General features: G+C 38.2%; 24 protein-coding genes. 11 read left to right on the top strand and 13 right to left on the bottom strand.

Features of this window, described 5'->3' with window-relative positions; all coding sequences use genetic code 11:
- Nucleotides 1-161: 161 nt before the first annotated feature.
- Nucleotides 162-2,234 (top strand): transglycosylase domain-containing protein, encoded by a 2,073-nt coding sequence (locus MHI22_RS19025; RefSeq protein ID WP_271912331.1) that lies wholly within the window; start codon nucleotides 162-164, stop codon nucleotides 2,232-2,234.
- 342 nt (nucleotides 2,235-2,576) lie between these two features.
- Here MHI22_RS19025 and MHI22_RS19020 read toward each other — a convergent pair whose 3' ends face one another.
- Nucleotides 2,577-3,095 carry a YwhD family protein gene (locus tag MHI22_RS19020; RefSeq protein WP_036121521.1) on the bottom strand — a complete coding sequence of 173 codons (519 nt, stop codon included), beginning with the start codon at nucleotides 3,093-3,095 and terminating at the stop codon, nucleotides 2,577-2,579.
- Nucleotides 3,096-3,259: 164 nt separating this feature from the next.
- Here MHI22_RS19020 and MHI22_RS19015 point away from each other — a divergent pair, with 164 nt between their 5' ends.
- Nucleotides 3,260-3,445 (top strand): 2-hydroxymuconate tautomerase, encoded by a 186-nt coding sequence (locus MHI22_RS19015; RefSeq protein ID WP_004231516.1) that lies wholly within the window; start codon nucleotides 3,260-3,262, stop codon nucleotides 3,443-3,445.
- Between the two features lie 91 nt (nucleotides 3,446-3,536).
- Nucleotides 3,537-4,193 (top strand): class A sortase, encoded by a 657-nt coding sequence (locus tag MHI22_RS19010; RefSeq protein ID WP_036121527.1) that lies wholly within the window; start codon nucleotides 3,537-3,539, stop codon nucleotides 4,191-4,193.
- 81 nt (nucleotides 4,194-4,274) lie between these two features.
- Here the strand turns inward: MHI22_RS19010 and MHI22_RS19005 are convergent, their stop codons facing one another.
- From MHI22_RS19005 to MHI22_RS18990, 4 genes are all read right to left on the bottom strand, one after another.
- Nucleotides 4,275-4,424 carry a hypothetical protein gene (locus tag MHI22_RS19005; protein WP_157492955.1) on the bottom strand — a complete coding sequence of 50 codons (150 nt, stop codon included), beginning with the start codon at nucleotides 4,422-4,424 and terminating at the stop codon, nucleotides 4,275-4,277.
- A gap of 388 nt (nucleotides 4,425-4,812) precedes the next feature.
- Complete coding sequence (locus MHI22_RS19000; protein ID WP_340812540.1) at nucleotides 4,813-10,002, bottom strand: collagen binding domain-containing protein; 5,190 nt, start codon at nucleotides 10,000-10,002, stop codon at nucleotides 4,813-4,815.
- A 380-nt stretch (nucleotides 10,003-10,382) separates the two neighbouring features.
- On the bottom strand, nucleotides 10,383-11,690 hold the full coding sequence (locus MHI22_RS18995) for an HD domain-containing protein (RefSeq protein ID WP_080717019.1): 1,308 nt from the start codon (nucleotides 11,688-11,690) through the stop codon (nucleotides 10,383-10,385).
- 580 nt (nucleotides 11,691-12,270) lie between these two features.
- A complete protein-coding gene (locus MHI22_RS18990; protein WP_036117359.1) occupies nucleotides 12,271-12,498 on the bottom strand; it encodes a DUF1450 domain-containing protein in 228 nt (75 codons plus the stop codon).
- A 235-nt stretch (nucleotides 12,499-12,733) separates the two neighbouring features.
- Between MHI22_RS18990 and MHI22_RS18985 the strand changes: the two genes are divergently transcribed.
- The gene (locus tag MHI22_RS18985; RefSeq protein WP_036117361.1) at nucleotides 12,734-13,384 is read left to right on the top strand and encodes an RsfA family transcriptional regulator; all 651 of its coding nucleotides are present in this window, start codon (nucleotides 12,734-12,736) and stop codon (nucleotides 13,382-13,384) included.
- Nucleotides 13,385-13,425: 41 nt separating this feature from the next.
- On the opposite strand, the gene MHI22_RS18980 is transcribed toward MHI22_RS18985, so the two are convergent.
- Nucleotides 13,426-14,259: a lipoate--protein ligase family protein gene (locus MHI22_RS18980; protein WP_340812539.1), complete on the bottom strand. Its 834-nt coding sequence runs from the start codon at nucleotides 14,257-14,259 to the stop codon at nucleotides 13,426-13,428.
- 154 nt (nucleotides 14,260-14,413) lie between these two features.
- Between MHI22_RS18980 and hemQ the strand changes: the two genes are divergently transcribed.
- Nucleotides 14,414-15,163 (top strand): hydrogen peroxide-dependent heme synthase, encoded by a 750-nt coding sequence (gene hemQ / locus MHI22_RS18975; protein ID WP_036117365.1) that lies wholly within the window; start codon nucleotides 14,414-14,416, stop codon nucleotides 15,161-15,163.
- Nucleotides 15,164-15,205: 42 nt separating this feature from the next.
- Here the strand turns inward: hemQ and MHI22_RS18970 are convergent, their stop codons facing one another.
- Nucleotides 15,206-15,388: a hypothetical protein gene (locus MHI22_RS18970; protein WP_036117367.1), complete on the bottom strand. Its 183-nt coding sequence runs from the start codon at nucleotides 15,386-15,388 to the stop codon at nucleotides 15,206-15,208.
- Between the two features lie 559 nt (nucleotides 15,389-15,947).
- Between MHI22_RS18970 and MHI22_RS18965 the strand changes: the two genes are divergently transcribed.
- Nucleotides 15,948-16,373 carry a cell wall hydrolase gene (locus MHI22_RS18965; protein WP_036117377.1) on the top strand — a complete coding sequence of 142 codons (426 nt, stop codon included), beginning with the start codon at nucleotides 15,948-15,950 and terminating at the stop codon, nucleotides 16,371-16,373.
- A 22-nt stretch (nucleotides 16,374-16,395) separates the two neighbouring features.
- A complete protein-coding gene (gene gerQ, locus MHI22_RS18960) occupies nucleotides 16,396-16,731 on the top strand; it encodes a spore coat protein GerQ (protein WP_004227629.1) in 336 nt (111 codons plus the stop codon).
- 83 nt (nucleotides 16,732-16,814) lie between these two features.
- On the opposite strand, the gene MHI22_RS18955 is transcribed toward gerQ, so the two are convergent.
- The 5 genes from MHI22_RS18955 to MHI22_RS18935 all read right to left on the bottom strand — a co-directional run bounded on the left by MHI22_RS18955 (nucleotide 16,815) and on the right by MHI22_RS18935 (nucleotide 19,756).
- Nucleotides 16,815-17,990 carry a M20 family metallopeptidase gene (locus tag MHI22_RS18955; RefSeq protein ID WP_036117381.1) on the bottom strand — a complete coding sequence of 392 codons (1,176 nt, stop codon included), beginning with the start codon at nucleotides 17,988-17,990 and terminating at the stop codon, nucleotides 16,815-16,817.
- A gap of 163 nt (nucleotides 17,991-18,153) precedes the next feature.
- Nucleotides 18,154-18,534 carry a DUF423 domain-containing protein gene (locus tag MHI22_RS18950; RefSeq protein ID WP_036117383.1) on the bottom strand — a complete coding sequence of 127 codons (381 nt, stop codon included), beginning with the start codon at nucleotides 18,532-18,534 and terminating at the stop codon, nucleotides 18,154-18,156.
- 26 nt (nucleotides 18,535-18,560) lie between these two features.
- Entirely contained in the window at nucleotides 18,561-18,827 is a 267-nt protein-coding gene (locus tag MHI22_RS18945) for a YwdI family protein (protein ID WP_036117384.1), read from the bottom strand.
- On the bottom strand, nucleotides 18,824-19,003 hold the full coding sequence (locus tag MHI22_RS18940; RefSeq protein WP_036117386.1) for a hypothetical protein: 180 nt from the start codon (nucleotides 19,001-19,003) through the stop codon (nucleotides 18,824-18,826). The genes MHI22_RS18945 and MHI22_RS18940 overlap by 4 nt, the downstream gene beginning before the upstream one ends.
- 75 nt (nucleotides 19,004-19,078) lie before the next feature.
- Entirely contained in the window at nucleotides 19,079-19,756 is a 678-nt protein-coding gene (locus tag MHI22_RS18935) for a uracil-DNA glycosylase (protein ID WP_036117389.1), read from the bottom strand.
- 175 nt (nucleotides 19,757-19,931) lie between these two features.
- Between MHI22_RS18935 and thiD the strand changes: the two genes are divergently transcribed.
- From thiD to bshB2, 4 genes are all read left to right on the top strand, one after another.
- Nucleotides 19,932-20,762 carry a bifunctional hydroxymethylpyrimidine kinase/phosphomethylpyrimidine kinase gene (thiD, locus tag MHI22_RS18930; protein WP_340812538.1) on the top strand — a complete coding sequence of 277 codons (831 nt, stop codon included), beginning with the start codon at nucleotides 19,932-19,934 and terminating at the stop codon, nucleotides 20,760-20,762.
- 162 nt (nucleotides 20,763-20,924) lie between these two features.
- Nucleotides 20,925-21,206 carry a hypothetical protein gene (locus tag MHI22_RS18925; RefSeq protein WP_058844322.1) on the top strand — a complete coding sequence of 94 codons (282 nt, stop codon included), beginning with the start codon at nucleotides 20,925-20,927 and terminating at the stop codon, nucleotides 21,204-21,206.
- A gap of 549 nt (nucleotides 21,207-21,755) precedes the next feature.
- Nucleotides 21,756-22,106, top strand: coding sequence for a YojF family protein (locus MHI22_RS18920; RefSeq protein WP_036117395.1), 351 nt, complete (start codon nucleotides 21,756-21,758; stop codon nucleotides 22,104-22,106).
- A gap of 13 nt (nucleotides 22,107-22,119) precedes the next feature.
- Nucleotides 22,120-22,809, top strand: a complete 690-nt coding sequence (gene bshB2, locus MHI22_RS18915; RefSeq protein WP_036117397.1) for a bacillithiol biosynthesis deacetylase BshB2 — start codon at nucleotides 22,120-22,122, stop codon at nucleotides 22,807-22,809.
- Nucleotides 22,810-23,256: 447 nt separating this feature from the next.
- Here bshB2 and MHI22_RS18910 read toward each other — a convergent pair whose 3' ends face one another.
- Nucleotides 23,257-24,000 (bottom strand): TerC family protein, encoded by a 744-nt coding sequence (locus MHI22_RS18910; RefSeq protein ID WP_036117400.1) that lies wholly within the window; start codon nucleotides 23,998-24,000, stop codon nucleotides 23,257-23,259.
- Nucleotides 24,001-24,030: the final 30 nt, after the last annotated feature.

The raw sequence follows: 24,030 nt of genomic DNA, 5'->3' as shown, positions 1-24,030 counted from the left end.
GATTTTTCTGTCGAATGCTCGCATTTCAAGTAGTACAAAAAAAGTATAGATGTTTTTGAATAAAGTGCAATAGTTTTTAGTTAGAATTTCGATTAAAGATGAGTGTTCAAACACATACTAAAGCTAAAATTAGAAGTTGTAAGAAAACGAGGTGAAGTCGGATGAAACGAAAAAGCTATCATCGAAAGCAAAAGCGTGTAAAGCGCACACGGAAATCCCTTACTCTTTTTGTCGCCTTTGCATCTGCAATTGTCGTAGCATTTGTCGCTCTACGCATCTATGTTCAAGTGGCTGGTGCACCGCCTTTAACCGTACCGAAAGCTTCCATCTTCTTAGATGAAAATGAGAACCAAATTGGAGATCACTTTACAAATCAACGACGTTATTGGGTTGGTCTTGATGAGATGTCACCTTATTTAAAAGAAGCAGTAGTTGCTGTTGAGGATAAAGATTTTTATAAACATGGTGGTTTTGATTATTCACGTATTGCTGGTGCCATTTTAGTGGATATTAAGGCGGGCGGAAAAGTCCAAGGGGCTAGTACCATTACGCAACAATATGCACGTAATCTTTATCTTTCCCATGAAAAATCTTGGACACGTAAATTAAATGAAGCCCTGTATGCTTATAGATTAGAAGTTTTTTATGACAAGGACGAAATATTAGAGGGCTATTTAAATACGGTATACTATGGACACGGCATGTATGGAGTAGAAGCAGCAAGTAGATTTTACTTCGGTAAATCTGCCGCTGATTTAACACTTGCGGAAGCTGCAATGCTAACAGGCGTACCAAAGGGACCAAGTATCTATTCACCTATTGCCAATTTAGAAAAGGCTACGAATCGCCAAAACGTAATTTTAAAACTAATGGCGGATCAAGGTGCCATTACACAAGAAGAAAAAACACGAGCTGAAAATGAACAGCTTGTCTTAAAAAATGATAGCTGGGTTGCCACAAAATCTGTCGCCCCTTATTTCCTTGATGTGGCATGGCAAGAGGCTAGCGAAATTTTAAAGTCAAAAAATCTCGATATTAGCGAAGGTGGCTGGACAATTCAAACAACGCTTAATCTGGAACACCAGAAAGCCGCTGAAGAAGCAGTAGTAAAAAACATGCCTGCCAATGATCTTCAAACAGCATTCGTTAGTATGGAATCGAAATCAGGTGCTGTCACTGCATTAGTTGGAGGTCGTGACTATTCAGTAAGTTCATTTAACCGTGTCACACAGGCTAAACGTCAACCAGGCTCTACTATTAAGCCGATTTTATATGCAGCGGCACTAGAAAATGGTTACACACCGCTTACATTTTTAGATGTTGGTGAGACAACCTTTACTTATGATAATGGACGTGGCACTTATGCACCTAAAAATGTCAATGGTCAGTTTGCAGATCATGATATGACGATGGCTCAAGCGATTGCGATCTCAGACAATATTTACGCCGTAAAAACGTTAGAGGACATTGGCTTCAAGGAATTTCATGATATGGCAAACCGTTTTAGTGTAGGGATTGGTGCTAAAGATAATTTATCTATCGCACTCGGTACAATTGAAACGACATTATATGAGATGACGAATGCTTATAATATTTTAGCATCTCAGGGACAGCAAACCATTCCAACAACCATTGTGTCCATAAAAAATGCTCATGGAGACGTTATTTATGAAAATAAAGATGTTTCAAGCAAGGCGGAAACAGCCATTTCAAAAGAAAATGCATACATTTTAACTGAGATGATGACAGGTATTTTTGACCCGGTTTTCAGTGATTATTCTCCTGCTACAGGCATTAGTATTCGTTCCCGCATGACACACACCTATGCGGCTAAATCAGGTTCTACCAACAGTGACCAATGGCTAATTGGTTTTACACCAAGTCTAACTGCTGGTGTGTGGAACGGCTATGATCAGGGTAAAAACCTTACAACGAAGGAAGATACTGCTGCCACTAAGCAAATTTGGATTGACTTTATGGAGAGCGTCAACAAAGGAACGAAAAATGAGGATTTCAAAAAACCTAAAGGTGTAGAGGGCGTTGTCATTGATATCGAAACAGGTAAACTCGCTACTGATGCTTGTCCAAAACAACGTCTTGTTTATGTAGAAGCTAAGGATGTACCAACTGAAAAATGTACAAACTTCGATATTCTCGACAGTGATACATGGGGAGAATTTTGGAACATGCTGCCATTCTCACTTTTTAAAGGTGATGATAAAAATAAACAATAATGCGGAAACCTTTTTGAACAGCTCTCGTTCTATGTTATGAAGGCTCTCGACAAAGTAACTAATAGACGAATAAATAAGAAAAGCTTTCTCTTCCCCGGAGACGTGTCCGTGGGAACAGAAAGCTTTTCTTTTTTATGGTACGCGAAGTATGAGCATCATGGGGCATTTGGCTTGGGTTTGGGTTATTCAAATGCCGCATAGCGCTCATCATATTCGCGATACCAAGTGTCCTAGCTTACTAAAATGTAAGCTCTGCATCAAGTGTACTTTGTTTCAAACCCACTTTCAACCTAATATCGAAAGCGATCGCAAAATGTCACAGATTGTTCAATCATTATTGGTCTATTCGACAAATAAGTCTTGACGCAGTTGCTCATCACTACGTCCCCACAAATCTGGATTAAGTTGCTCTAGGAAAGTAGCCAACACTTTTTTAGATGGTGCATCCATATGCTCTACAATAATCTGACGCTTCATGGATTTATCCATTTTGTTCACATGGTCAGCTAGAATTTTATAGCCACGTCTCTTTTCACGGTTAACGACCATTTCACAAGCTGTTACACCCGCATAATAGGGTCCATCTTCTTTATGGTCTACCGTCACCCACACTAACCAATAGGATTTCCCACCTTCTGAATCAGCACGGTCCATCGTAAATTTAATACCTCGCTCAACATCACTTCGTGCATGCATGGCACCAATTTCAACAGTAGCTGTCCCCTCTTCTACATCAATCATAACAGGCGATACATTCTCTAATGAAAGTGAACCAATTCCAAACCCTTTATGTCCATCTGTTGGATCGTTTTTTATAATGGTAAAACCCATTTTTTGTTTTGGTTTTTCTTCATTTGCCATACTTAAATATCCTCCATTCTGCTATTATAAAGGAAAGCATATCGCGTATATTTTGTCGTATAACACACTATTTCTAACGCGCACTTATGCCTCAACGCAAGTAAGAAGTTTATACTTTCTTATAAACTAACTATACAACATTATTCTATAAAGGAGGCAATATTATGCCATACGTAACAGTGAAAATGCTTGAAGGTCGTACAGAGGAGCAAAAACGCGCCCTTGTAAAGGAAGTAACAGAGGCCGTTTCGCGTACAGTTAATGCACCTGCAGAAAATGTAACAGTTTTTATCGAAGAAATGTCAAAAAACCATTATGGGGTTGCAGGCGTTCGTTTTAGTGATAAATAAGATGAAGATGGGTAGAGCATCTTAGCTCTACCCATTTTTAAACTGACAATCATCGTTCCGTTATTTCAATAACTAGGATGTGTTATACAAAATGAATAAATTTAGACTGACCTTGCTCGTTTGCGTGTTACTTTTTGGCCTATTATTAATATTTATTAATCCGATTCAACATGCTATTATCGCTCATTTGAGTGACCAATTAAATACAACTGACTACAGCGTTAAAGACATTGAAAAAAACAAAAAAGCAGCAGCTGATTTTGAGTTTGAAGCCGTTCAATCATTATCTATCGCTGAGGTACTCCAAGCACAAGTAAAAGCTAGTAATATGCCTGTTATCGGCAGTATTGCTGTTCCAAGTGTACATATGCAGCTACCAATTTTAAAAGGTGTTGGCCATTCTGTACTTGCTATTGGAGCAGGTACGATGAAACCCAACCAACAGCTCGGTCAAGGGAACTATGCATTGGCTGGTCACTACTTTGAGGAAAAAGATATTTTATTCAGCCCACTCTATCAAGCACAAATTGGCGATATCATCTATATCACGGATATGAAAGATGTCTATGAGTATAAATTAACAACGAAAAAAATCATTGCTGCAACTGATGTTTATATCATTGACGATATTCCCAATCAAACTACACTAACATTGATTACATGTGCAGAAAAAGGTTCTAAACGACTGGCATTACAAGCAGATTTTGTTCAAAGCTACTCGTTAGAAAATGCCAAAGGAACCTTTTGATGCAAGCAATACGCAAAAAGCGCCATCCTAAAAAGGATGACGCTTTTTCATAGTGTTGAAAAACAAAACCATCCATAGAATTTATGTGAAAGGTGAAAAAGGATTTCCGTTGCAGGCTACTTGCTTTCCTGTGGGCGAGCGCCGAGCCGCTTCCTCTGCTACCGCTCCGTTTAGAGGCTCGCCTGTCTCGCTATTCCCACGGGAGTCAAGTAGCCTTCCACTCCAATCCATAAAAATGTTCACTTTTTAGCAAAAAAGTGAAGGTATTCACTACTCTTTTATGGAGGGGTGTTGTCACACATCGCTTCTCCACATTGAAAGTAAGAGGCTATCCTCTCTTATAATATAAATAATGGGCTATTTTGTTCAGGAAAAGACACTTTTGCAGAATGATTGATTGGAGTGGAGCCAGCGTCACTCCTAGGGGATTTAGCGTCACAGAGGAGACCCTGGAGCGAACGCAGTGAGTGAAGCGGCTCATCGGACGCCCCCTGGAAAGGACGCTGGCGGAACGGAAATCAACCCCTCGCCTTACAAAATTGCTTATTATGCCGTTGACATTACCTTTTTTCAACAACATGAAAAAGCGCCATCCTAAAAAGGATGACGCTTTTTCTTATTATACCTCTGTTTCACGGCGGCGCATAAACCATACTGCCCCAGCTACAAGTAGTAAACCAACAAAGACAAGAGCTGTTTGATTTGCTCCATCTGTTTGTGGTAATTTACCTTGTGCTCTTAGCAGCGCTTCTAAGCGTGCTGTGTCTGCCTTGATTTGATTAATATCAATCGCTTGGGCTACCTCTGCCTGTTGGTCTTTAGATAGCTTACTATATCTATTAAGGAAATCTTTATAGGCATCTAACGTATCTTTTGTAGCGTTAGATGGATGATATGGTGGTAATTGCTTCCCTTGATCAATCACATTTTGTACTGATGTACCACCATTATCAGGGGTCGTTGGTTTGTTAGGATCTGTCGTTGGCTTACTTGGATCCACTGGTTTATTTGAATCTGTGTTCGGCTTATTTGGATCTACCGGTTTAGTTGGATCTGGATTTGGATTATTTGGATCTACCGGTTTAGTTGGATCTGGGTTTGGGTTATTTGGATCTACCGGTTTAGTTGGATCTGGGTTTGGGTTATTTGGATCTACTGGTTTAGTTGGATCTGGGTTTGGATTGTTTGGCTCTACTGGTTGTCCTGGATCTGTTGTAGGTGGTGTCGGCTGTATTTTAGCCTCACATGTATTACCTACTGTAACTGTCCCAATAATGGTATTACCATTCTCCCTAACTATATATTTACCTGGTTTGATCAATGAGTGGTTAATCTTAATTTGCCCTTTGCTATCTGTAACAAATTCTATTAACCCATTCTCTTCTACCGCTTTACCATTTTCATCTGTAAACGTAACTTTCACACCTTCACGTGGCTGACCATACATATTGTTAATTGTTAATGTGAAGTTTGGACAAGCTGGAGCAATAGGTAATTCAGCTTTACAAGTTTGTTTATAAGAAACTTCAATTTCGCCTAAATAAACTTTGTTGTCGTAAACCTCATACTTTCCTGCAAGTACATCTTCAGAAATAAATGTAATACTACCATCTGCTTCTATCACTGTTGAAATAATGTTACCTTGTTTATCTTTAATGACAACATCTTTACCAGCCTTAACCAACACATTATTTTCATCTTTCAATGCTACAGTAAAGCGCTCGCAAGCCGGTTTTGGTTGAACCGTTGCTTGACAATGAATATTACTTGCGAAATCGCCAATTTTATTGCCATCCTTATCAAATACTACGTAAACACCTGGTTCTAAATCTTTTAATTCTACTTTACCGTCTTTTGTTTCCTCAGTAGCTATCGTCTTGCCATCTATATCTTTAATTGTTACTTCCGTTTTATCTGCTACTAATTCTCCATCAACATCTTTGACCGTTAATTCGAATGTTTCGCACTTCGGTGCTTGTATAATTGTAAATTCATAATCGCAGCTTTTCTTGTACGTTAGTGTGACTGTACCTAAGAATTGATTACCCTCATACAATGTATATTCACCAGGTTTTACACCATTAGTAGGATCGTTTTGATTGGATTCAACAATAAACTTACCTGATGCGTCAGGAGATACCTTTGTCACTACTGTAGTACCTTGCTTTAATGTTAATTCTAAAATATTAGTACGAATATTACCTTGATCATCTTTCACAACAATTGTGTAGTTTTCACATTTTGGTACTGGTTGAACCTCAGCTTTACATCCGCCGTCATATTTCACTGTTACCTTCCCTAATTCACCTTCAACTGAATGAATTACTGTATACTCACCAGCAGTAAAATGATTCGGTAATGTCACTTTGCCATTTGTTACTGTGTACGGCGCTGTTTCTATACCATTGTGATCCTTTAATGTAACTGTGCCTGTTGTAATGGAATGACCATCAACATCCTTAATCGCTATTTCAAATTGTGTACAACTACCACCAATGATTGGTGTTGTATTGACAAGTTGTGTAATGAAGTCTGGTTGCTTATCTAGTGTCGTGTTTTCATCTAACTTAAATTTAAAGTCAGACATTTTACTATAACCAGTTGGTGCAGCTACTTCACGAATAAGATAATCGTTGTACGGTACATTTTCAAATGTGAATTCACCATTTACATCTGTAGTAGCTGTTTGGATAATATATTCATTCGGTTTTGCAGTTTTTTTAATAAGTTGGAATTCAACACCAGCTAAATTTTCTTTAAATTGGCCTGTAGCTGAATCGATACCAATCTTTTTAAATTTAGCACTGCCTCGTGTTGACGTAAAATCTGATTCAGAGCTACTAAAGCTAAATTTATCCTTATAGTCGCTCTCTGTTTTTTGATTAGCTTTTGTTTGACCCGTATAATGCAATGTTGCTGTATTTTCCAATGCATCCCCAAATTGACCAAAGCCTATTGTTTTATACTGTACTTGATACCCCTTTTGATTTAAATCAGGAAATTCGAGGCTAAAGCCACCTTGTGTATCGAATGTGACCGTTACCCCTAATTGCGAAGGTGTTTGCCAAGTAGTTCCTTTTTGAATACCAGTTTTAGATACTGTATATGGTGTTAATAGAATACTACTTTCCAATAACATTAAATTATTACCTGGTAAATCTGTTAAGATGACATTTTGACCTAAATTAGAATGAGATCTATTCACATCTAATGTCCAAGTAATTGTTTCTGTATTCGCGTTTTGTTGTGGTGTATTTTTTGTCACTAAATTATTCGCTACATCCTCGTCAATCGTTACTGGCTTTGATTCAAGCGTAAATTCTTGCGTACCTTTTGTTTTAAATGTGGCATCATTCGTGTAAACATTCCCTCTATCAGTAGCCGTATCAGAACCAATACCTAAAATGTGATCGTCATCCATTGTGTTATAACGAACAACGTATGCTTGGTAGTTTATGTCTCCTGCTAAGGAATCACTGAATTTTAATGTAAAGCCTTTATCTGATTCAGCCGAGATTGTGTAATTACTCGAGTTAATCGGTGTAGTACCAATCGTTCCACCTGTATCACTACCACCTAAGTCAGTTAAAGGTAATACTTCAATTGTTCCCGGTAAATACTTATGTCCCTCACCAACTGTATCAATTAAAACGGCTCCATTAATATCCTTTTTATTGATATTCACTTTCACATCCCATGTAAATCGCTGCGTGGAGTAGTTAAAGGTTCCCGATTTGCTGCCATTGTTAACAGTAGTTGACTGTGGGATATAACTCGTTGAAGATGACTTTTTATATGTTTTACCGCCACTAGTCCACTCTGTAGCAGCTGTATTGCCATACCCTTGCTTTTGTACAGTACCCTCATCACCAATTGCGAAGCTCGTTTGATAAGTGATAGTTGATGTACTACCTGCTGGTACATTAATACCTGAAATTGTAAAGCCTTTTTTCTTATCTCCATCAATTAGAGTATAAGTAGTTGCTATACCATTAAGCTTTACAGTGTTATCTATTAACTCATGCACCCCATCTGCAGCACCTGCTGTAAATGTATCTGTTAGTTTTAGGTTGTTAATTGGTTTAGTTGGATTATCAGATATAATGTCGACCGTCCATGTAATTACTTTTTTATCAAAATCAACTGTATATGATTTTTTTAATAAGTTTTCTGTAAGTGCATAGTCTATATTCTTCTCTTTACCTGAACCACTTGTCACACTATTGTTAAACAGACCTGCTTCATTTTCATAAAAATCCTGTTTAGTATAGTTCGCATCATACACTATTGTATAGGCATCTGAAATACCGTTATCAAAGGTTAATGTGAAACTTTTAACATCTCCAGTTGCAGGAGTAGGAGTAATAGTAAATCCACTTGTTACTCTATTAGCTTCCGAAACTGTTGTCGCCACATTGCCAGCCGCATCATTCATTTTATATACTTTAATGCTTGATGCATCAATTTCGTGAGGACCTTGGATTGTATCTTCAATATAGGCATCAGCTTGATCGATACTTAACAGATTATGATTATAATCAATACGCCATTTTGTTTCATAGTTTGTATTGCTCACTAGCTTTTTATCTAGTGCTTTACCATACGTAATGGTGTGAGTAGCCGTATTAGAAGTTTCTAGTTGCCCATTGTTAGTAAATAGTACCTTGTTATGAAAGTTAACTGCACCATCACGTTTATCAGCATCTAATGTTACAGACGTTTTGTACGTAATTTTATATGCATATTTACCAGTCAACTTACTTTCAATATCGCTCCAACTACCATTTGTAAGAACATTTGTTTCAGTACTTGTTCTTACACCATTAAGACCAACCACATATTGATATACATTCACGGAATTAGCCATAATTTCATGTGATGTTGGATCGTCTGTCAAAGTTGGATTGCTTAATGATTTACCCGCTTCATTAACCCATACTTGCCATTCCATTTCATGGTTACCACTTGCTGTTGGTGTAGGAGTGCCTAGTTTTGACTTACTTACCTTTTTGTTGCTCGTTGAAGGTAAAAAACTAAATTGAGCTTTAATTATCTCACTACCACCAGTGGCTGCTGGAATTTCCAGCTCTTGCTCAATGTTATCAGAAAGGAGGTTAAATCCAGAATTAAATGTAATGCTTAATTCCTCCGGTTGAGAGCTGCCTGAGCCTGGTTCCATACCGCTTAACTCTACACGTACTTTATTATCTGTAGTTACATAATTATATGTGATACCGTTCACTGTTCTGCTTCCTGTAAATGCCCCATCAAAGTCAATTAATGATTGCGGCAGTTGGAATTCAAACCAGCTCCCGTCTCCCCATGCTTCGCCTTGACTATCTTGCATTGGTACGGAAAATTTAACAGTGAAGTTAGCTGTTGTATTTGGATCTAGCTCTGTACCAAATTCACCTGCTCCAACCGTTGTTCCACCAATTTTCATCACAAATGATGATAGTGAAGCTGGAATTTCTTGAGCCGCTAATGGTGCCTCATTCATTGGCAATGTTTTCACAGGCTCATCTGCTGCTTTTTCTTCTTCAGGAGCCTCGCCCTCAGGAGCTTGCTCCGTGTTTTCATTTTCCGATGGAGTTGTAGAAAGGTCTTCTTCACCTGTGTTGTCTTCTGTCAAATCTGTGCCATCGTCGACAGGCGTAGATAGGTTTTCTGCCATTCCGGCCTCCGCACCATTGTCATTTGCGACTGGTGGTGTTGAAAGGTCATCTGCTGCAAATGCTGACAGTGGACTTAGTAGTGTTTGGAACACTAACAACATGGTCAGCATAGCAATGTTCATTTTTTTCCTCATGTCTCTCCTCTTTTCTAATAGATAGAGAGCTTGAATTGTTTGCTATGACGATAGCTTCCTTTCACTGTTTAGGAAAGGCGTGCTACAAACAATCAGTTGCTCCCTCTTTCCTAAAATTAACTTGTCACTCTTGTGAATAAAAGCCAAATTGTATGCTAACATAGGTCATAAGAATTAACAAATTATAGCCTTTTTCACTTTTTATTTTATAAGCACTACTTTTGTGACACCTACAATAATTGGCCTCACCCCCCTTTAGGATTTTTGTTCCATTATAACTAGGGGTCCTGAACAAATTCTAAACAAATCATGTATACATACAAAAAAGCAGTAAACAACGCTCTTATTTGAACGTGTTTACTGCTTTGTTTATTCTTATTTTATTTGCTGTCTTCTCTTAACAGTGTTAAGATTTGTTTTTTAATAGTTGAGTGAATAGAGTCATCCTCTAAGAAATCTAATGGAAAATAGATTTTATGGTCTCGTTTCATACGACCTGAAATGGAATCAACGATGATGGATTCACGCGAAAGCTCTCGTAGCTCGCCATTTTTCATTTCTAGAAAAATCGGCACACGCACCTCTTCCTCCCCAGGTCTATAAAAATCATAGGGCAAATCTGCCGTTGTATCATGAACAAGATAATAATCTGGATTCAGGTCTGCTTGCTTGAAAAGCTCTTGTAGTTTTTGATATTTATCTAGCTCAACACCGGGATCTAAATCAATGTATTGGAATAGCTTACGATTAACAAAGCGACGACTTAAATCACTTAGAATAGCATCACCCTCTTGCATCCATAGCTGAAAATATGTAAAAAGTATACTCTCATCTAAAGCAAGATAATCCTCTAATGTAATAGCATTGCGAAAAAATGCTAAGAAGTGAGTAGGTTCATGCTTAAATGTATAACCTTCTTGGCTTAATTGTTTAACTCTTTTTAAAATATTATTTAAAATAACTTCCGCACTCCGTGACACAGGGTGGAAATAAATTTGCAAGTACATTTGATAGCGGCTCATAATATAATCTTCCACTGCATGCATGCCTGTTGCTTTAATAACCACTTGGTTTTTACGTGGACGCATTACTCTTAAAATCCGCTCCATATCAAAGTGACCATAGCTGACACCTGTAAAATAAGCATCACGTTGTAAGTAATCCATACGATCCGCATCAATTTGGCTGGAAATTAAACTGATGACTTGCTTATTCGGATATGTCTTTTCAATCACTTGCGAGACCTTTTCTGGAAAATCATCTGCTACTTTTCTTAAAACAGCATTTACCTCTGTATCCCCTAATAAAATTTGCCTTGTATAGTATTCATGATCCAGCTCGAAGACATTTTCAAAGGCATGTGAAAATGGACCGTGCCCTAAATCATGCAAAAGGGCTGCACATAATACTAATAGTCTTTCCCCTTCATCCCAATCGGGACGACCGACGAAGATATCATCTACTATGCGGCGTACAATTTCGTAAACACCAAGTGAATGACTAAAGCGGCTGTGTTCCGCCCCATGAAATACTAAAAATGTGGTACCTAGCTGACGAACTCTGCGTAAACGCTGAAATTCTCTTGTACCCACTAAATCCCATATCACTTGATCGCGAACATGTACATATCGGTGAACAGGGTCTTTAAATACCTTCTCTTCTTGTAATTTAGCGTTTGCATATGTCATTTGGATAGCACCTCCATTTTGTGATAGTTCTATTATATGCCATAAATCTAGGACTAGCATACTTATTAACTTTTTTCTATAGATACTAACAACCTTTTTTCGCCATATGCCTATTTATTGTAAATTTCTATTGATCTAATATTCACAGCAACTTAAAAATATACAAAGCAAATGCTATACCTAATATGTAGAGATAGCAAAGTGTTGAAAAACAATGGCATTTTTATGAAAGATGAGAGGTGGGAAAGATTTTCCGTTCAACAAAATTTAGCAAAGCTTTCACAAATCAAACGAAGATGATGGTTGTTGAAATCAATCACTTCTCCACATTGAAAATTAAGAGGCTATCCTTTCTTTAAAAATAGAAATCATGGGCTATTTTATTCACTACTACTAGTATGTAAGACAAAAAAAGACACTTTTGTAGTACGGTTGATTAGAGTGACGTCTCCCTAGAAAGGACGCTGGCGGAACGGAAATCACCTCCTCACCTTGCCAAAAGGTCATTTTCTACTAATGACATTATCTTTTTTCAACAACATGAAAAGCTATCCCTAACAAATAGAGATAGCTTTTTATTTTACTTATTCTTTAATTTTGCTAAAACCTTTTCCATTAGTTCGTCTTCTGTTAGTGCTGCAACAGGGCGACTATTTACAAAGGTGAATGTTTTTTTGCGTCCTGGGCCACAATAAGAATGACAGCCAATTTCGATGGTTGCATCAGGATCGATTTCCTTTAATTTTGGAATTAACGTCTTTAAGTTAACGGCCTGACATTCATCGCAAACTTTAAATTCGTTTGCCATTTTGTCAACAACCCTTTCTATATAGTATTTTTTCAACAAAATATCGCTCTATTGAACACATGACCTTCACATATTTAAGTATGCAGCATGTGCACAAACCTACATCGGGTATTGTATCGTACTTTTCCCCTTCTATTCAAGCATAATTCCTTCTACATAGATGAATAAAAGGTTAAAAGATTGGTCATGCTAGTCTTACATAACAAGTTCCAAATAAAGGTGGGAGGATTTTAAGATGAGTAAAATAAGACAAGATGCTTGGTTACAAGAAAACGATGAATTATTAGCAGAGGCGGTTATTCGTCATGTGACAGAAGGTAGCACACAGCTCAATGCTTTTGAAGAAGCTGGTGATGCATTAAATCGTACTGCTGCAGCCTGTGGTTTCCGTTGGAATGCGGTTGTTCGTAAAGAATACGAGGAACAATTAGCAGAGGCTAAAAAAGAAAGAAAAGAGAGAATGCGAGTGTTAGGAGCACCAGCGAGACGTCGTGCCTCTAGTATGTTTACCGTGAATAATAGTGCTGCAGAAGGAAAATCAATTCCGTTATCTGCTCTTTCTCTTGATATTGTGATAGCTTATTTACTACGTTTACAGCATTCTGGTGAAGTAGGAAATGAATCTTCAAAATGGAGACAGCTAGTACATGTAACATCTGAGAAAAATAAAAAACTAGAGAAAACTATTACAAAACTAGAGGAAGAAAATCGAGCAATCCGCAAAGATTACGAGCAGTTTGTTCAAATTATGAATCGTGCTCGACGTCTTGTAACACTGGATGAAGAAGAAGAGCGAATTGCACCCGTTTTCAAAATGGAGAAAAACGGAAATCTCGTAACAAGTGGCCCAGTTTATCAATCAGAAAATGGCGATGCGCTAAATTAGCAGCATCGCTTTTCCCTTTTATGTTTCATATAATCAGCCTATTATTTTCGTTCAAGCATTTTGGCATTACGCTCAAATACTCGCTGTAAATAGAAACCGTATACTGTTAATTCTTCATCATAGAAAGATTGTGGACGAACTTCCTCGGACAACTGATGAAGTAATTGCTGTAGACGAATAACCACCCCTTCTACTGTTAAATCGGGGTCAACAAGCTCTGATAATGATGCCATCACTTCAGGTACGATTTGAGGATAAATAAACTTTGTCTCCTCTTGTCGCAAGCTTACTTCGTAAAAGTCACGAATGAGTGCCGCACGTTGTGAGCCACTTCCTTCAATACATAAATAAATTTGCACAGCCACTCCTTGGCGTAAGCGTCTTTGAGATATACCAGCAAATTTTTTTCCCTCAATACTTAGATCATAAGAGCCAGGGCAATAGGAGCCTACAATTTCATAAGCTTCTATTTTATCAGCTACTTCTGGAAACAATCCCTTCACAAGGTCTACCATCACATCATAGCCATCGTTTATACTAAGCGACTCTGATTGTTCAGATAATACAATAGAAATATTGAGGACTCCTTCATCTAGCACAACTGCTAATCCACCAGAGTTACGAACGATTGGATGATAGCCTCTAGACTCTAGTAAATCCATGCCTTGCTGAACATACGGCAAACGATGATCTTGAATACCAAGCACAACGGATGCCTCATGGACCCATGTACGAATAGTTGGCGGAGAAGTTAATTGTCCAACTAATTGGCACAACGTATCATCCGTTGCAAACGATTCTAATGGTGATCGTTGCTTGGCACTAATGGATTGATCATAAAAACGCCAAATTGGCTGTTGTAAAATACTTTTCATATTGGTACTCCTCTAGTCACATATCTTCTTCTTAGAATACATCATCTTTAGTTGGTGTCAAATTCGTGAATTACTGTCATGAACTTAGGGATTTTGTACAAACTATGATAAACTAATTTTGAATGGTATTCACTTATAAAGGAGTGTTTCAATAATGAATGAAGCAGCAATTACATTAGATGGATGGTACGCTTTACATGATTTCCGCTCAATCGACTGGGCTTCTTGGAAACTTGTTTCTGCAGAAGAACGTCAAGCAGCAATAGAGGAATTTATTGCTTATTTAGAAAAATTGAACGAAGCAGATATCGCTAAAACAGGCGCTCATGCCTTTTATGCTATCGTGGGTCAAAAAGCTGACTTTATGGTTATGACATTGCGTGAAACAATGGATGAACTACAAGAGATTGAAGCAGAATTCAATAAATTAGCAATTGCTGATTTTACAATTCCTACATATTCTTATGTATCTGTTGTGGAGCTTTCAAACTATTTAGCTGGCGAATCAAATGAGGATCCTTACCAAAACCCACATGTACGTGCACGTTTATACCCAGAACTTCCACGTGCCAAATATGTATGCTTCTACCCAATGGATAAACGCCGTCAAGGCAACGATAACTGGTACATGCTATCAATGGATGAGCGTAAATCATTAATGCGTTCTCATGGAATGATTGGTCGTGGCTATGCAGGTAAAGTGAAACAAATTATTACTGGCTCAGTAGGCTTCGATGATCACGAATGGGGCGTAACACTATTCGCAGACGATGTATTACAATTCAAAAAATTAGTATATGAAATGCGCTTTGATGAAGTGTCTGCTCGCTATGGTGAGTTCGGTGCATTCTTCGTCGGAAACCTACTTGATAACGATAAATTAGTTAAGTTCTTAACTGTTTAATACACATAGAAAATGCGAGTCCTCCACAACGGACTCGCATTTTTAAATTTCGTTTTCTTCAGCATTCTCAGATTCAAATATTAAAATAATGATGTGAATAAAGAACCCAGTAAGAACCATGAGAAAAACTAAATACCAATTATATGGTTGATGATAGTATTCTGCTATCCCAACTGCTAAAAAAGCACTGATGATAATGGCTACAAACATACTAAAAATACGCATGAAAACGCTCCTTCTTGAAAGCAAAAATAAAGTCACTTTTAGTATGTCTCGCTCTATCTTTAATATACTTGTAATATAAAAAAGTGCCATCTCTCTGCGATGACACTTTGTTCATTCATCCATTCAATTTTTGCATACTTCCTCAAGAGTGTTCGTCCTTTACTTTTAAAATCAAAATAACAGTTTGAATAAAAAAACCGATTACAATTATGACAATAAAGAGATACCAATGGAGCGGCTGTCCATAAAACTCGCCCAATAGAAAAGCCAGTACCGCACTTAATAAAATTCCAAACCAAACTCCAATTTCCATAAGTACTCACCTCACATGTATTGAATACACATGCAAATCATCCATCTCACATTCCCCTAATTCTATCTTTTTCTATTTACCCGTTTTGACTAAAAGACTATCGGATCTTGTAGCGTTTTCAATTATTTTCTAGGCACTTATCGTTATGATTACTATATGCATAGTAACTTTAATGTGTGATTGTCTTTCTTATCAAAATTGAACATGTCTACAATACCCTCGTGCATATACTGTCTGCGAGGAGGTATGAAAATCGCTGTTATCAAGACGAATGATGCACAGACTGCCCTACTAGCAAGGCTAATGCGTGCCGAAGCAGAAGGTGAAGGAGAGCTAGGCATGCTGATGGTTGGGAATGTTGGCGTTAATCGTGTAAGAGGTGACTGTTTAGATTTTGGTGATATTCGAACGATTGAGCAAATGGTTTATCAGCGTCCGGGAGGCTTTGAAGCAACACAAAAGGGTTATTTTTATCAGCGGGCCCGTGAACAAGACATTCGTTTAGCGAAAAGGGTGATTCAAGGGGAAAGATTTCATCCAGCTACTCGCTCCTTGTGGTTTTTCATGCCAGCGGGGGATTGTCCCGCACAATGGTATGGTCAATGGAATACTGGCAGATTCAAATCTCATTGCTTTTTCTCGCCATCTGAACAAGATTGTCCTCAAATTTAAAAAGAAAGTAGGTTGATAATTGATGATGCCTTATTATTGGACACCAACAACGCAACAACAAATGACTCCTCCTCCAGTCACTCTTCCGAGCGGACGACCACCTGGTCGTGAGGAGTCCTATATAGAAAATATTTTACGTTTGAATCGCGGAAAACCAGCTACCTTCCATTTTTCTTTCGAACATGCTGTGGAACAGGGAAAAAATACAAAAACTGTTCGTGGTGTGGTAGAAGCCGCTGGTCGTGATCATGTCATTATTCGTGAACTAAAATCCAATCATCGCTTCCTATTCCCTATGATTTATTTCGATTTTGCTGAATACGATGAGGAAATGGCTTACTTTAATCAAAATCCATAATGCCATCTTGTAATGTAAAAATCCGCTATACGCTCACTGACAAAAGTCGATGAGTGTAGGCGGATTTTTATCATTCACTATATTTAGTGCTCTTTTAGATACGTTAAAGTTGCTTTCCCTAAAGTTTTCGCAGCTATTAGCATGGCACGTTCATCAAAATCAAAGCGTGCATGATGATGTGGATAGGCAGTTTCCCATTCCGGCTTTTTAGCACCTGTGAAGAAGAAAGTACCCGGTACCTTTTCTAAATAATAGGCAAAATCTTCCCCAATCATAAACGGTGGACATGTTATTACTTGCTCCACACCTGGAACAGTAGACGCCAACTGTGCTACAAACTCTGTTTCTTTTTGATGGTTATATACAGGCGGATAACCTCTTGTATAACGATATTCATAGCTTGCCCCAAATGCCAGACATGTCGCATTTAAAACTGCTTCTAGTTCCTGCTCCATTTGTGAACGTACTTCTTCTTCAAAGGTACGAATTGTTCCTGCTAAAATCACTCGATCCGCAATCACATTAAACGGATTAATAGCCTCCAAATGACCAATTGTTAAAACAGCTGATTTTAATGGATCAATGCGTCTTGAAACAAGTTGTTGAGCATTGACCACAAATTGTGAGGCAAGGGTAACAGCATCGATGGAATGATGCGGCTCTGCGCCATGACCGCCTTTCCCTTGAACCGTGATTTCTACTTTATCCGCAGCTGCCATAATGGCTCCATCCTTCACTAAAATTTCTCCTAGTGGTGTAGGCGCCCATAAGTGCGTACCAAAAATAACATCTACGCCATCTAAACAACCATCCTCTATCATCGGCTTTGCGCCACCTGGTGCTACTTCCTCTGCATGCTGGTGAATAAACACCACATTGCCTGTTATTTCATCCTTCATCGCATTGAGTGCTTTAGCTAGCCCAAGCAATGTTGCTGTATGACCATCATGTCCACATGCATGCATTTTTCCAGCTACTTTAGATTTATAAGGTACATCATTTTCCTCTTGTATCGCTAATGCATCAAAATCAGCACGTAATGCTACTGTCTTACCAGGTTTTCCGCTACATAATATAGCTACTACGCCACGTCCCCCTACTCCTTCACGAACCTCATGACCCAATTCTCTATGAAAAGCAGCTATATAGGCTGGCGTCTCCACTTCCTCAAAGGATAATTCAGGGTATTCATGTAAATGACGACGAATCCCTACCATTTCATTATAGTACCCATCTATTAATGCAAATAGTTTTTCCATACTACATAACCTCTCTTTTTGTATTTTCGAAATATTGCAAGTAATAATAGTAGTGTACTATAAATTCTTACAAAATGAATAGGATTTAAATCGCCAACGTAAAAAATTCGTTTATAACAAAAAAACTCTCCTACAAATAATGTAAGAGAGTCTTAACTTTAAATTAGCGAGCATGTTTTAAAGCAGATAAAATAATGAGTAACCATCCAGCTAAGAATAGGACGCCACCAATTGGTGTAATGGCACCCAATACTTTAATTCCACTTATCGCCAGTACATATAAGCTACCTGAGAAGAACACAATGCCCAGATTAAAGAAAATACCTGCTACATTTAATTGCTTTACTTCACCTAATAGTTTAGAGCTCATTAATAGACCAATGACCAGCAGCCCTGTTGCATGAAACATTTGATATTGAACAGCAGTCTCCCAAATTCCTCGGCTATATTCATCTAATATTTCCTTTAACGCATGTGCACCAAATGCACCCAATGCCACTGCTAATAGGCCATGAAGAGCACCTGTCACGATGAATCTTTTCATTTCTCGTACCCTACCTTTTAAATGGATTAAAAATCAAAAATGGAGTCACCATTTGCTCCATCTTCTTCAATTTTTGATGTGTATAAAGTTGCTTGTTTTGACTCAGACACAAGCATTTGAGGTATATGCTTAGGTGTTGTGATGGCTGGCGTATCGTTTGGAGAATCTAATACCACATCACATAATGCTCGAATAGCTGTAAGTGCCTCGCGAATTTGCTGATCATTTCCTGCATTTTTTGCGCCAGATAATTGTTTTTCAAGTTGCTGTATCACGGCTTGATAAGGAATCATGACATTCTCCCCCCTTCTATTTTTGGTACAAATTTTAAACACTCCATGCCTGAAGATTGCTTCACGACAACGGATGGTATTTGCTTTGTTTTAAAGCCATATGCTGCACAGGCTCGTGGCGTTTGAGGGTCCCAGGTTACTTTGAAAAATTGACACTTGAAACAATTCACCTTCATTATTGTCCCACACTTTCTTCTATATTAACTGTATCATGATTTATAAAGTGTATAAAGAAAACGATTTGTGCCAATCTATACTAGACACCAATCAATTGGCTGTTTGCCCCATTCCACCAATTGTTGATTAATTTTTGAATAAGGTTTACTACCAAAGAATCCTCGGTAAGCACTGAGTGGACTCGGATGTGGCGCTTCGAGTATAACATGTGGTGTTTTATATTTACGTATCAATTGCTTTTTACGCTGTGCTGGTTTACCCCACAGTACAAAAATTAGCGGCTCTTCCCTTGCTGCTAATTGGTCGATAACAGCGTCGGTAAATTGCTCCCACCCTTGATCTTTATGAGAATGAGCCTGTCCTGCTCGAACAGTAAGCACAGTATTTAAAAGCATAACACCTTGCTCTGCCCATTTTGTTAATGTTCCATTTGGAGGAATAGGACAGCCTAAATCATCTTGCAGCTCTTGCAACATGTTTCGCAAGCTTGGTGGATGTGGAATACCTGGTTTAACGGAAAAGCTTAAGCCATGTGCTTGATTCGGACCGTGATAAGGATCTTGTCCTAAAATAACAACCTTTACATCATGGTAAGCTGTTGTATAAAAGGCATTCATCACATCAGTCATTGGTGGATAAATCATTTGCGTCGAATATTCATTTGCTACAAATTGACGTAGTTTGTGATAGTATGGTTTTTTCAATTCTTCTGCGAGTATTTCTTGCCAATCATTCGGGAATACTTGTTTCATCGTTCTTTAAGCCCCTTTCTCTTCTTACAACGGTACAAAAAATCAAACATGAATTCAAGCATCAGTTCGAACTGACCATATATAAATATCATATTCTGACTATTTTTATAGAATCAGTTTCGGATTATACTAGATGGTAATTTTACAACTCTCAATGCTAAAGGAGATCTTTCAGATGACTCTAAAAAAAACATTAACAATTGCTGGTTCAGATACATCAGGTGGCGCAGGTATGCAAGCTGACCTGAAAACATTCCAGGAGCACGGTACATATGGGATGTTGGCTTTAACAGTAGTCGTAACAATGGATCCGAATGGCTGGACACATAACGTCACACCATTGCCAACAAAGCTTCTTCAAAAACAAATTGATACCGCCCTTTCAACAGGTATTGATGCCATTAAGACAGGAATGCTTTCAACAGAAGAGATTATTCGTATCGCTGGAGAAGCTATCGCAAAATCTGGCACTTCAAATGTTGTCATCGACCCTGTTATGGTATGTAAAGGTGACGATGAAGTACTGAATCCTGGAAATACTGATGCTATGGTGCAACATCTTCTACCACTAGCAACTATAACAACACCAAACCTTTTTGAAGCAGGACAATTAGCTGGCACAGGTACACCAAAAAACATTGACGACATGAAAATTGCTGCTCGTAAAATTCACGAACTAGGGGCTAAGGCTGTTGTCATTAAAGGTGGAAAAGCATTAGCTACTGAAAAAGCAACAGACCTTTTCTTCGACGGTGAAACATTCTTCTTATTAGAATCGGAAAAGGTCGCGTCTACTTATAATCATGGCGCTGGTTGTACATTTGCAGCTTCTGTAACAGCCAACCTTGCTAACGGTCTTTCTATTAAAGATTCTGTCATTGAAGCGAAAGAATTTGTATCTGCTGCCATTGCCCATGGCTGGGCGCTAAATGAATATGTAGGACCAGTCATGCATGGAGCGAAATCTCGCTTTGGTGCTCCTCCAGTAACAGTAACTGAAATTTAACATAGAAAGGATGTCTCAAAGAATTTTGGAGACATCCTTTTTAAAAATTACCAATGGTAAACACTCTGTTCATGATGAATCATTTGCTTGCTAAAGATAAAAAGTGGACAAGATACGTTAGGGCTACATATCCCATATATTAGCTGTATGGGAGGGGAAAAGATGAAAAAAAACAAGGCAGAGGACTTAACGGAAGAATCAGGTTTACTAGCTGGAGAAATCACCTCTTCAAAAGTTGAAGTAATTGCTTCCATTATATTAACACTTGGTTACTCATTATCCACCCTTGCCACAATATTAGCTCTGCAGGAGGAGGAAGAATTGGCACAAGCCAAAACAACTGAAACACAAGATCAAAATCTTTATATGAAGCAAATGTTTAAACAGTTACAAAATGTCAACAACCGTTTAGATACAATCGAACGAAAGCTTAATCGATACTAATAAATACATAACCAATAGATGAGGTAGTCTCTTTATAGGACGCTTCGCTTTTGGTATAAAAAAACATTTGCTGAATCAAGACAAAAAACCGCGACTCTCCGTCATAAAAGAGAATCGCGGTTTTTTACTATACTATGATAATGAGCTTCACTTTTCTTCCTCTTTTCACAGCTACCCTGTTTCACCTGTCTAAGGAACGTCATCTATTGTACCAAGATAGAATCCGTTATTACTAAAATAATACTCCCTTCAACAGGCGGGGCTGTCTACACACACGAATTAGGAAGAAGTCATGGTTGCAATATCTTTTCGGATGTGAAAACGGATACAATACAGAACGACACATTTTGTACATACTATTTTCACACTCCCTATATTGATACATTACAATAATTTTTTCAAGAATATTGCTTAAATACTTATCATAGAATTATAGATAATGATTCATTTTTTCATGAGTCATTAAATTGTCATAACAATGCAATCAATTTCCCTTTGCGAATTTTTTTTACTATACTAAAAGGAGAAATGATCGAGAGGAGTGTTAAGATGCAAGAAGTACAGGTAGAGACGTTACAGGAATTGCTGAATTCTTTCGCCAACAAAGACGTTTATATTCATCTTGAGACGACAAATGGATCTTATGCAGCACACTATGATGAAAAATTCTTTAATGCAGGTGCTTTTATTCGCAATGCTAAGATTAATTATGAGCTTGCTAAAGTGGTAGATCATGCACCGCATCGTGTTGGTTTAAAATTACCTCACGGCTGGGTTTATGCACAAGGCATTACACATTTTGAATTAGATGATTTAGGCCGTTTATTAATGGCTGGACTAGACTACTCAGGGAAACTGGCGATTGCGCTTGAAATTAGCGAAACGCCATTTACTTACTAAGGGGGACGACTATTTGAATTTACAACCACAACGTCATATTTTAATTGTGTACCCTCACCCAGATGATGAAGCTTTTTCAGTTGCTGGGACAATCGCCTACTATACAAAGAAGATGAATACACCTGTTACATATGCCTGTTTAACATTAGGCGAAATGGGACGTAATTTAGGTAATCCACCCTTTGCAACACGCGAATCTTTGCCTGAAATCCGCCGCAAAGAATTGGTAGCAGCAGCAGAGGCAATGGGTATTCAAGATTTACGTATGCTAGGTTTACGAGATAAAACAATCGAATTTGAAGACGATGAGAAAATGGTAAAAATAGTTGAAGGGTTAATCGAAGAGCTAATGCCTTCATTAATCTTCACGTTCTTACCTGACTTTGCTGTCCATCCAGACCACGAAGCCACAGCACGTGCTGTAGTTGAAGCTGTTCGTCGAATGCCTAAGGCTGCCCGACCACAAGTATTAGGCTGTGCCTTTGCCAATGATACAATTGAAAAAAATGGTGATCCACATGTTGTCTATGATATTTCTGAAATGAAAATGGACAAATTAAAAGCATTACAAGCCCATTCATCCCAAACTGGTTGGATGATGCAGGAAACTGAAAAGCGCATTGATGATGGTGAACCAATGAGTGAAAGCTGGCTAAATGTTGAAAAGTTTTATATTGTTGACCCAGATAAATATGTAAAATAAAAAAAGATGATGTCAATGGCAGAAAAAGCAACTTTGCAAGGTGAGAGGTTGATTTCCGTTCCGCCAACGCCCTGATGTGCCGCTCCACTCCAATCAACCATTCTGCAAAGTGTCTTTACTTTTTTTCGTAGTAGCATAGCGATCCAATCGCCCATTACCTTTATTCTTAGAGGGGATAAGCTTTTATTTTCAATGTAGAGAAGTGATGAGTGACAACATCTCATAAAAGAGTAGTGAACACCTTTACTTTATTTGAAAATCTTTGCTAAAAAGGTAACACTTTTGTGGATTGGAGTGGAAGGCTACTTGACTCCGGTGGGACAGCTCGACGCTCGCCCACAGGAAAGCAAGTAGCCTGCAACGGAAATCCATTTCTGTCTGTCAATTGACTGTTTTTCAGCAATAAGAAAAGTACTGTTCTCATTTTTGGAGAACAGTAATTTTTAATTAGGCAGCTCTTACCCTCTTCATCATATGCACAATGATTGTGATGGAAAAAGCAATCACCAAGAATAGGAAGAATAAGTAATGCGGGATATGAATATTAACAACACTCACTAGCATTTTTAAGCCAATAACACCTATTATAATAAAGGCCGTTGCTTCAAGCTCTGGAATTTTTTCGATAATGATTAAAAACACACCTGCAATTGTCCTCATCATTAATATGCCTAACATCCCCCCAATTAAAAGTACCCACACTTGATCTGATATGGCAAAGGCTGCAAAGATAGAGTCGATCGAAAATGCAATATCCATTAGCTCGACAGAAATGACGGTGGCCCAAAAGGTTCCAAAGAGTCGCACCATCCATCCTGATTTTTTCACTTCCTTCACGCTATCCTCATTCCCAATTTGAAGAAAATGAGCTACACAGAGCCAGCCTAAATATAATGCACCTAACACTTTAATAAACCAAAATTCCACAAGATAAACACCTATACCAATAAATAAAAATCTAAAAAAATAGGCACCTAGCATACCGTACATTAATGCCCGCTTTCGTTGTTTATCTGGTAAATGTTTAACAAGAACTGCCAATACAAGTGCATTATCCGCCGACAGTAGCCCTTCTATAATAATTAATGAGGATATTAGCCCCCAGGATACAGGGTCCATTAATACTTCCTGCCACATCGCCCAATCAAAAAATTGCCAATATGTAGATAGAATTCCTTGAATGATTTCCACTACTTACCCTCCTACTTGTCCTCAGCTAAT

The organism is Lysinibacillus sp. FSL L8-0312 (assembly GCF_038003285.1).
GTDB classification, from domain to species: Bacteria; Bacillota; Bacilli; order Bacillales_A; family Planococcaceae; genus Lysinibacillus; species Lysinibacillus fusiformis_D.
Note: the sequence above shows the minus strand (reverse complement) of the source record. Positions and strands in the feature narration are given on the sequence as shown.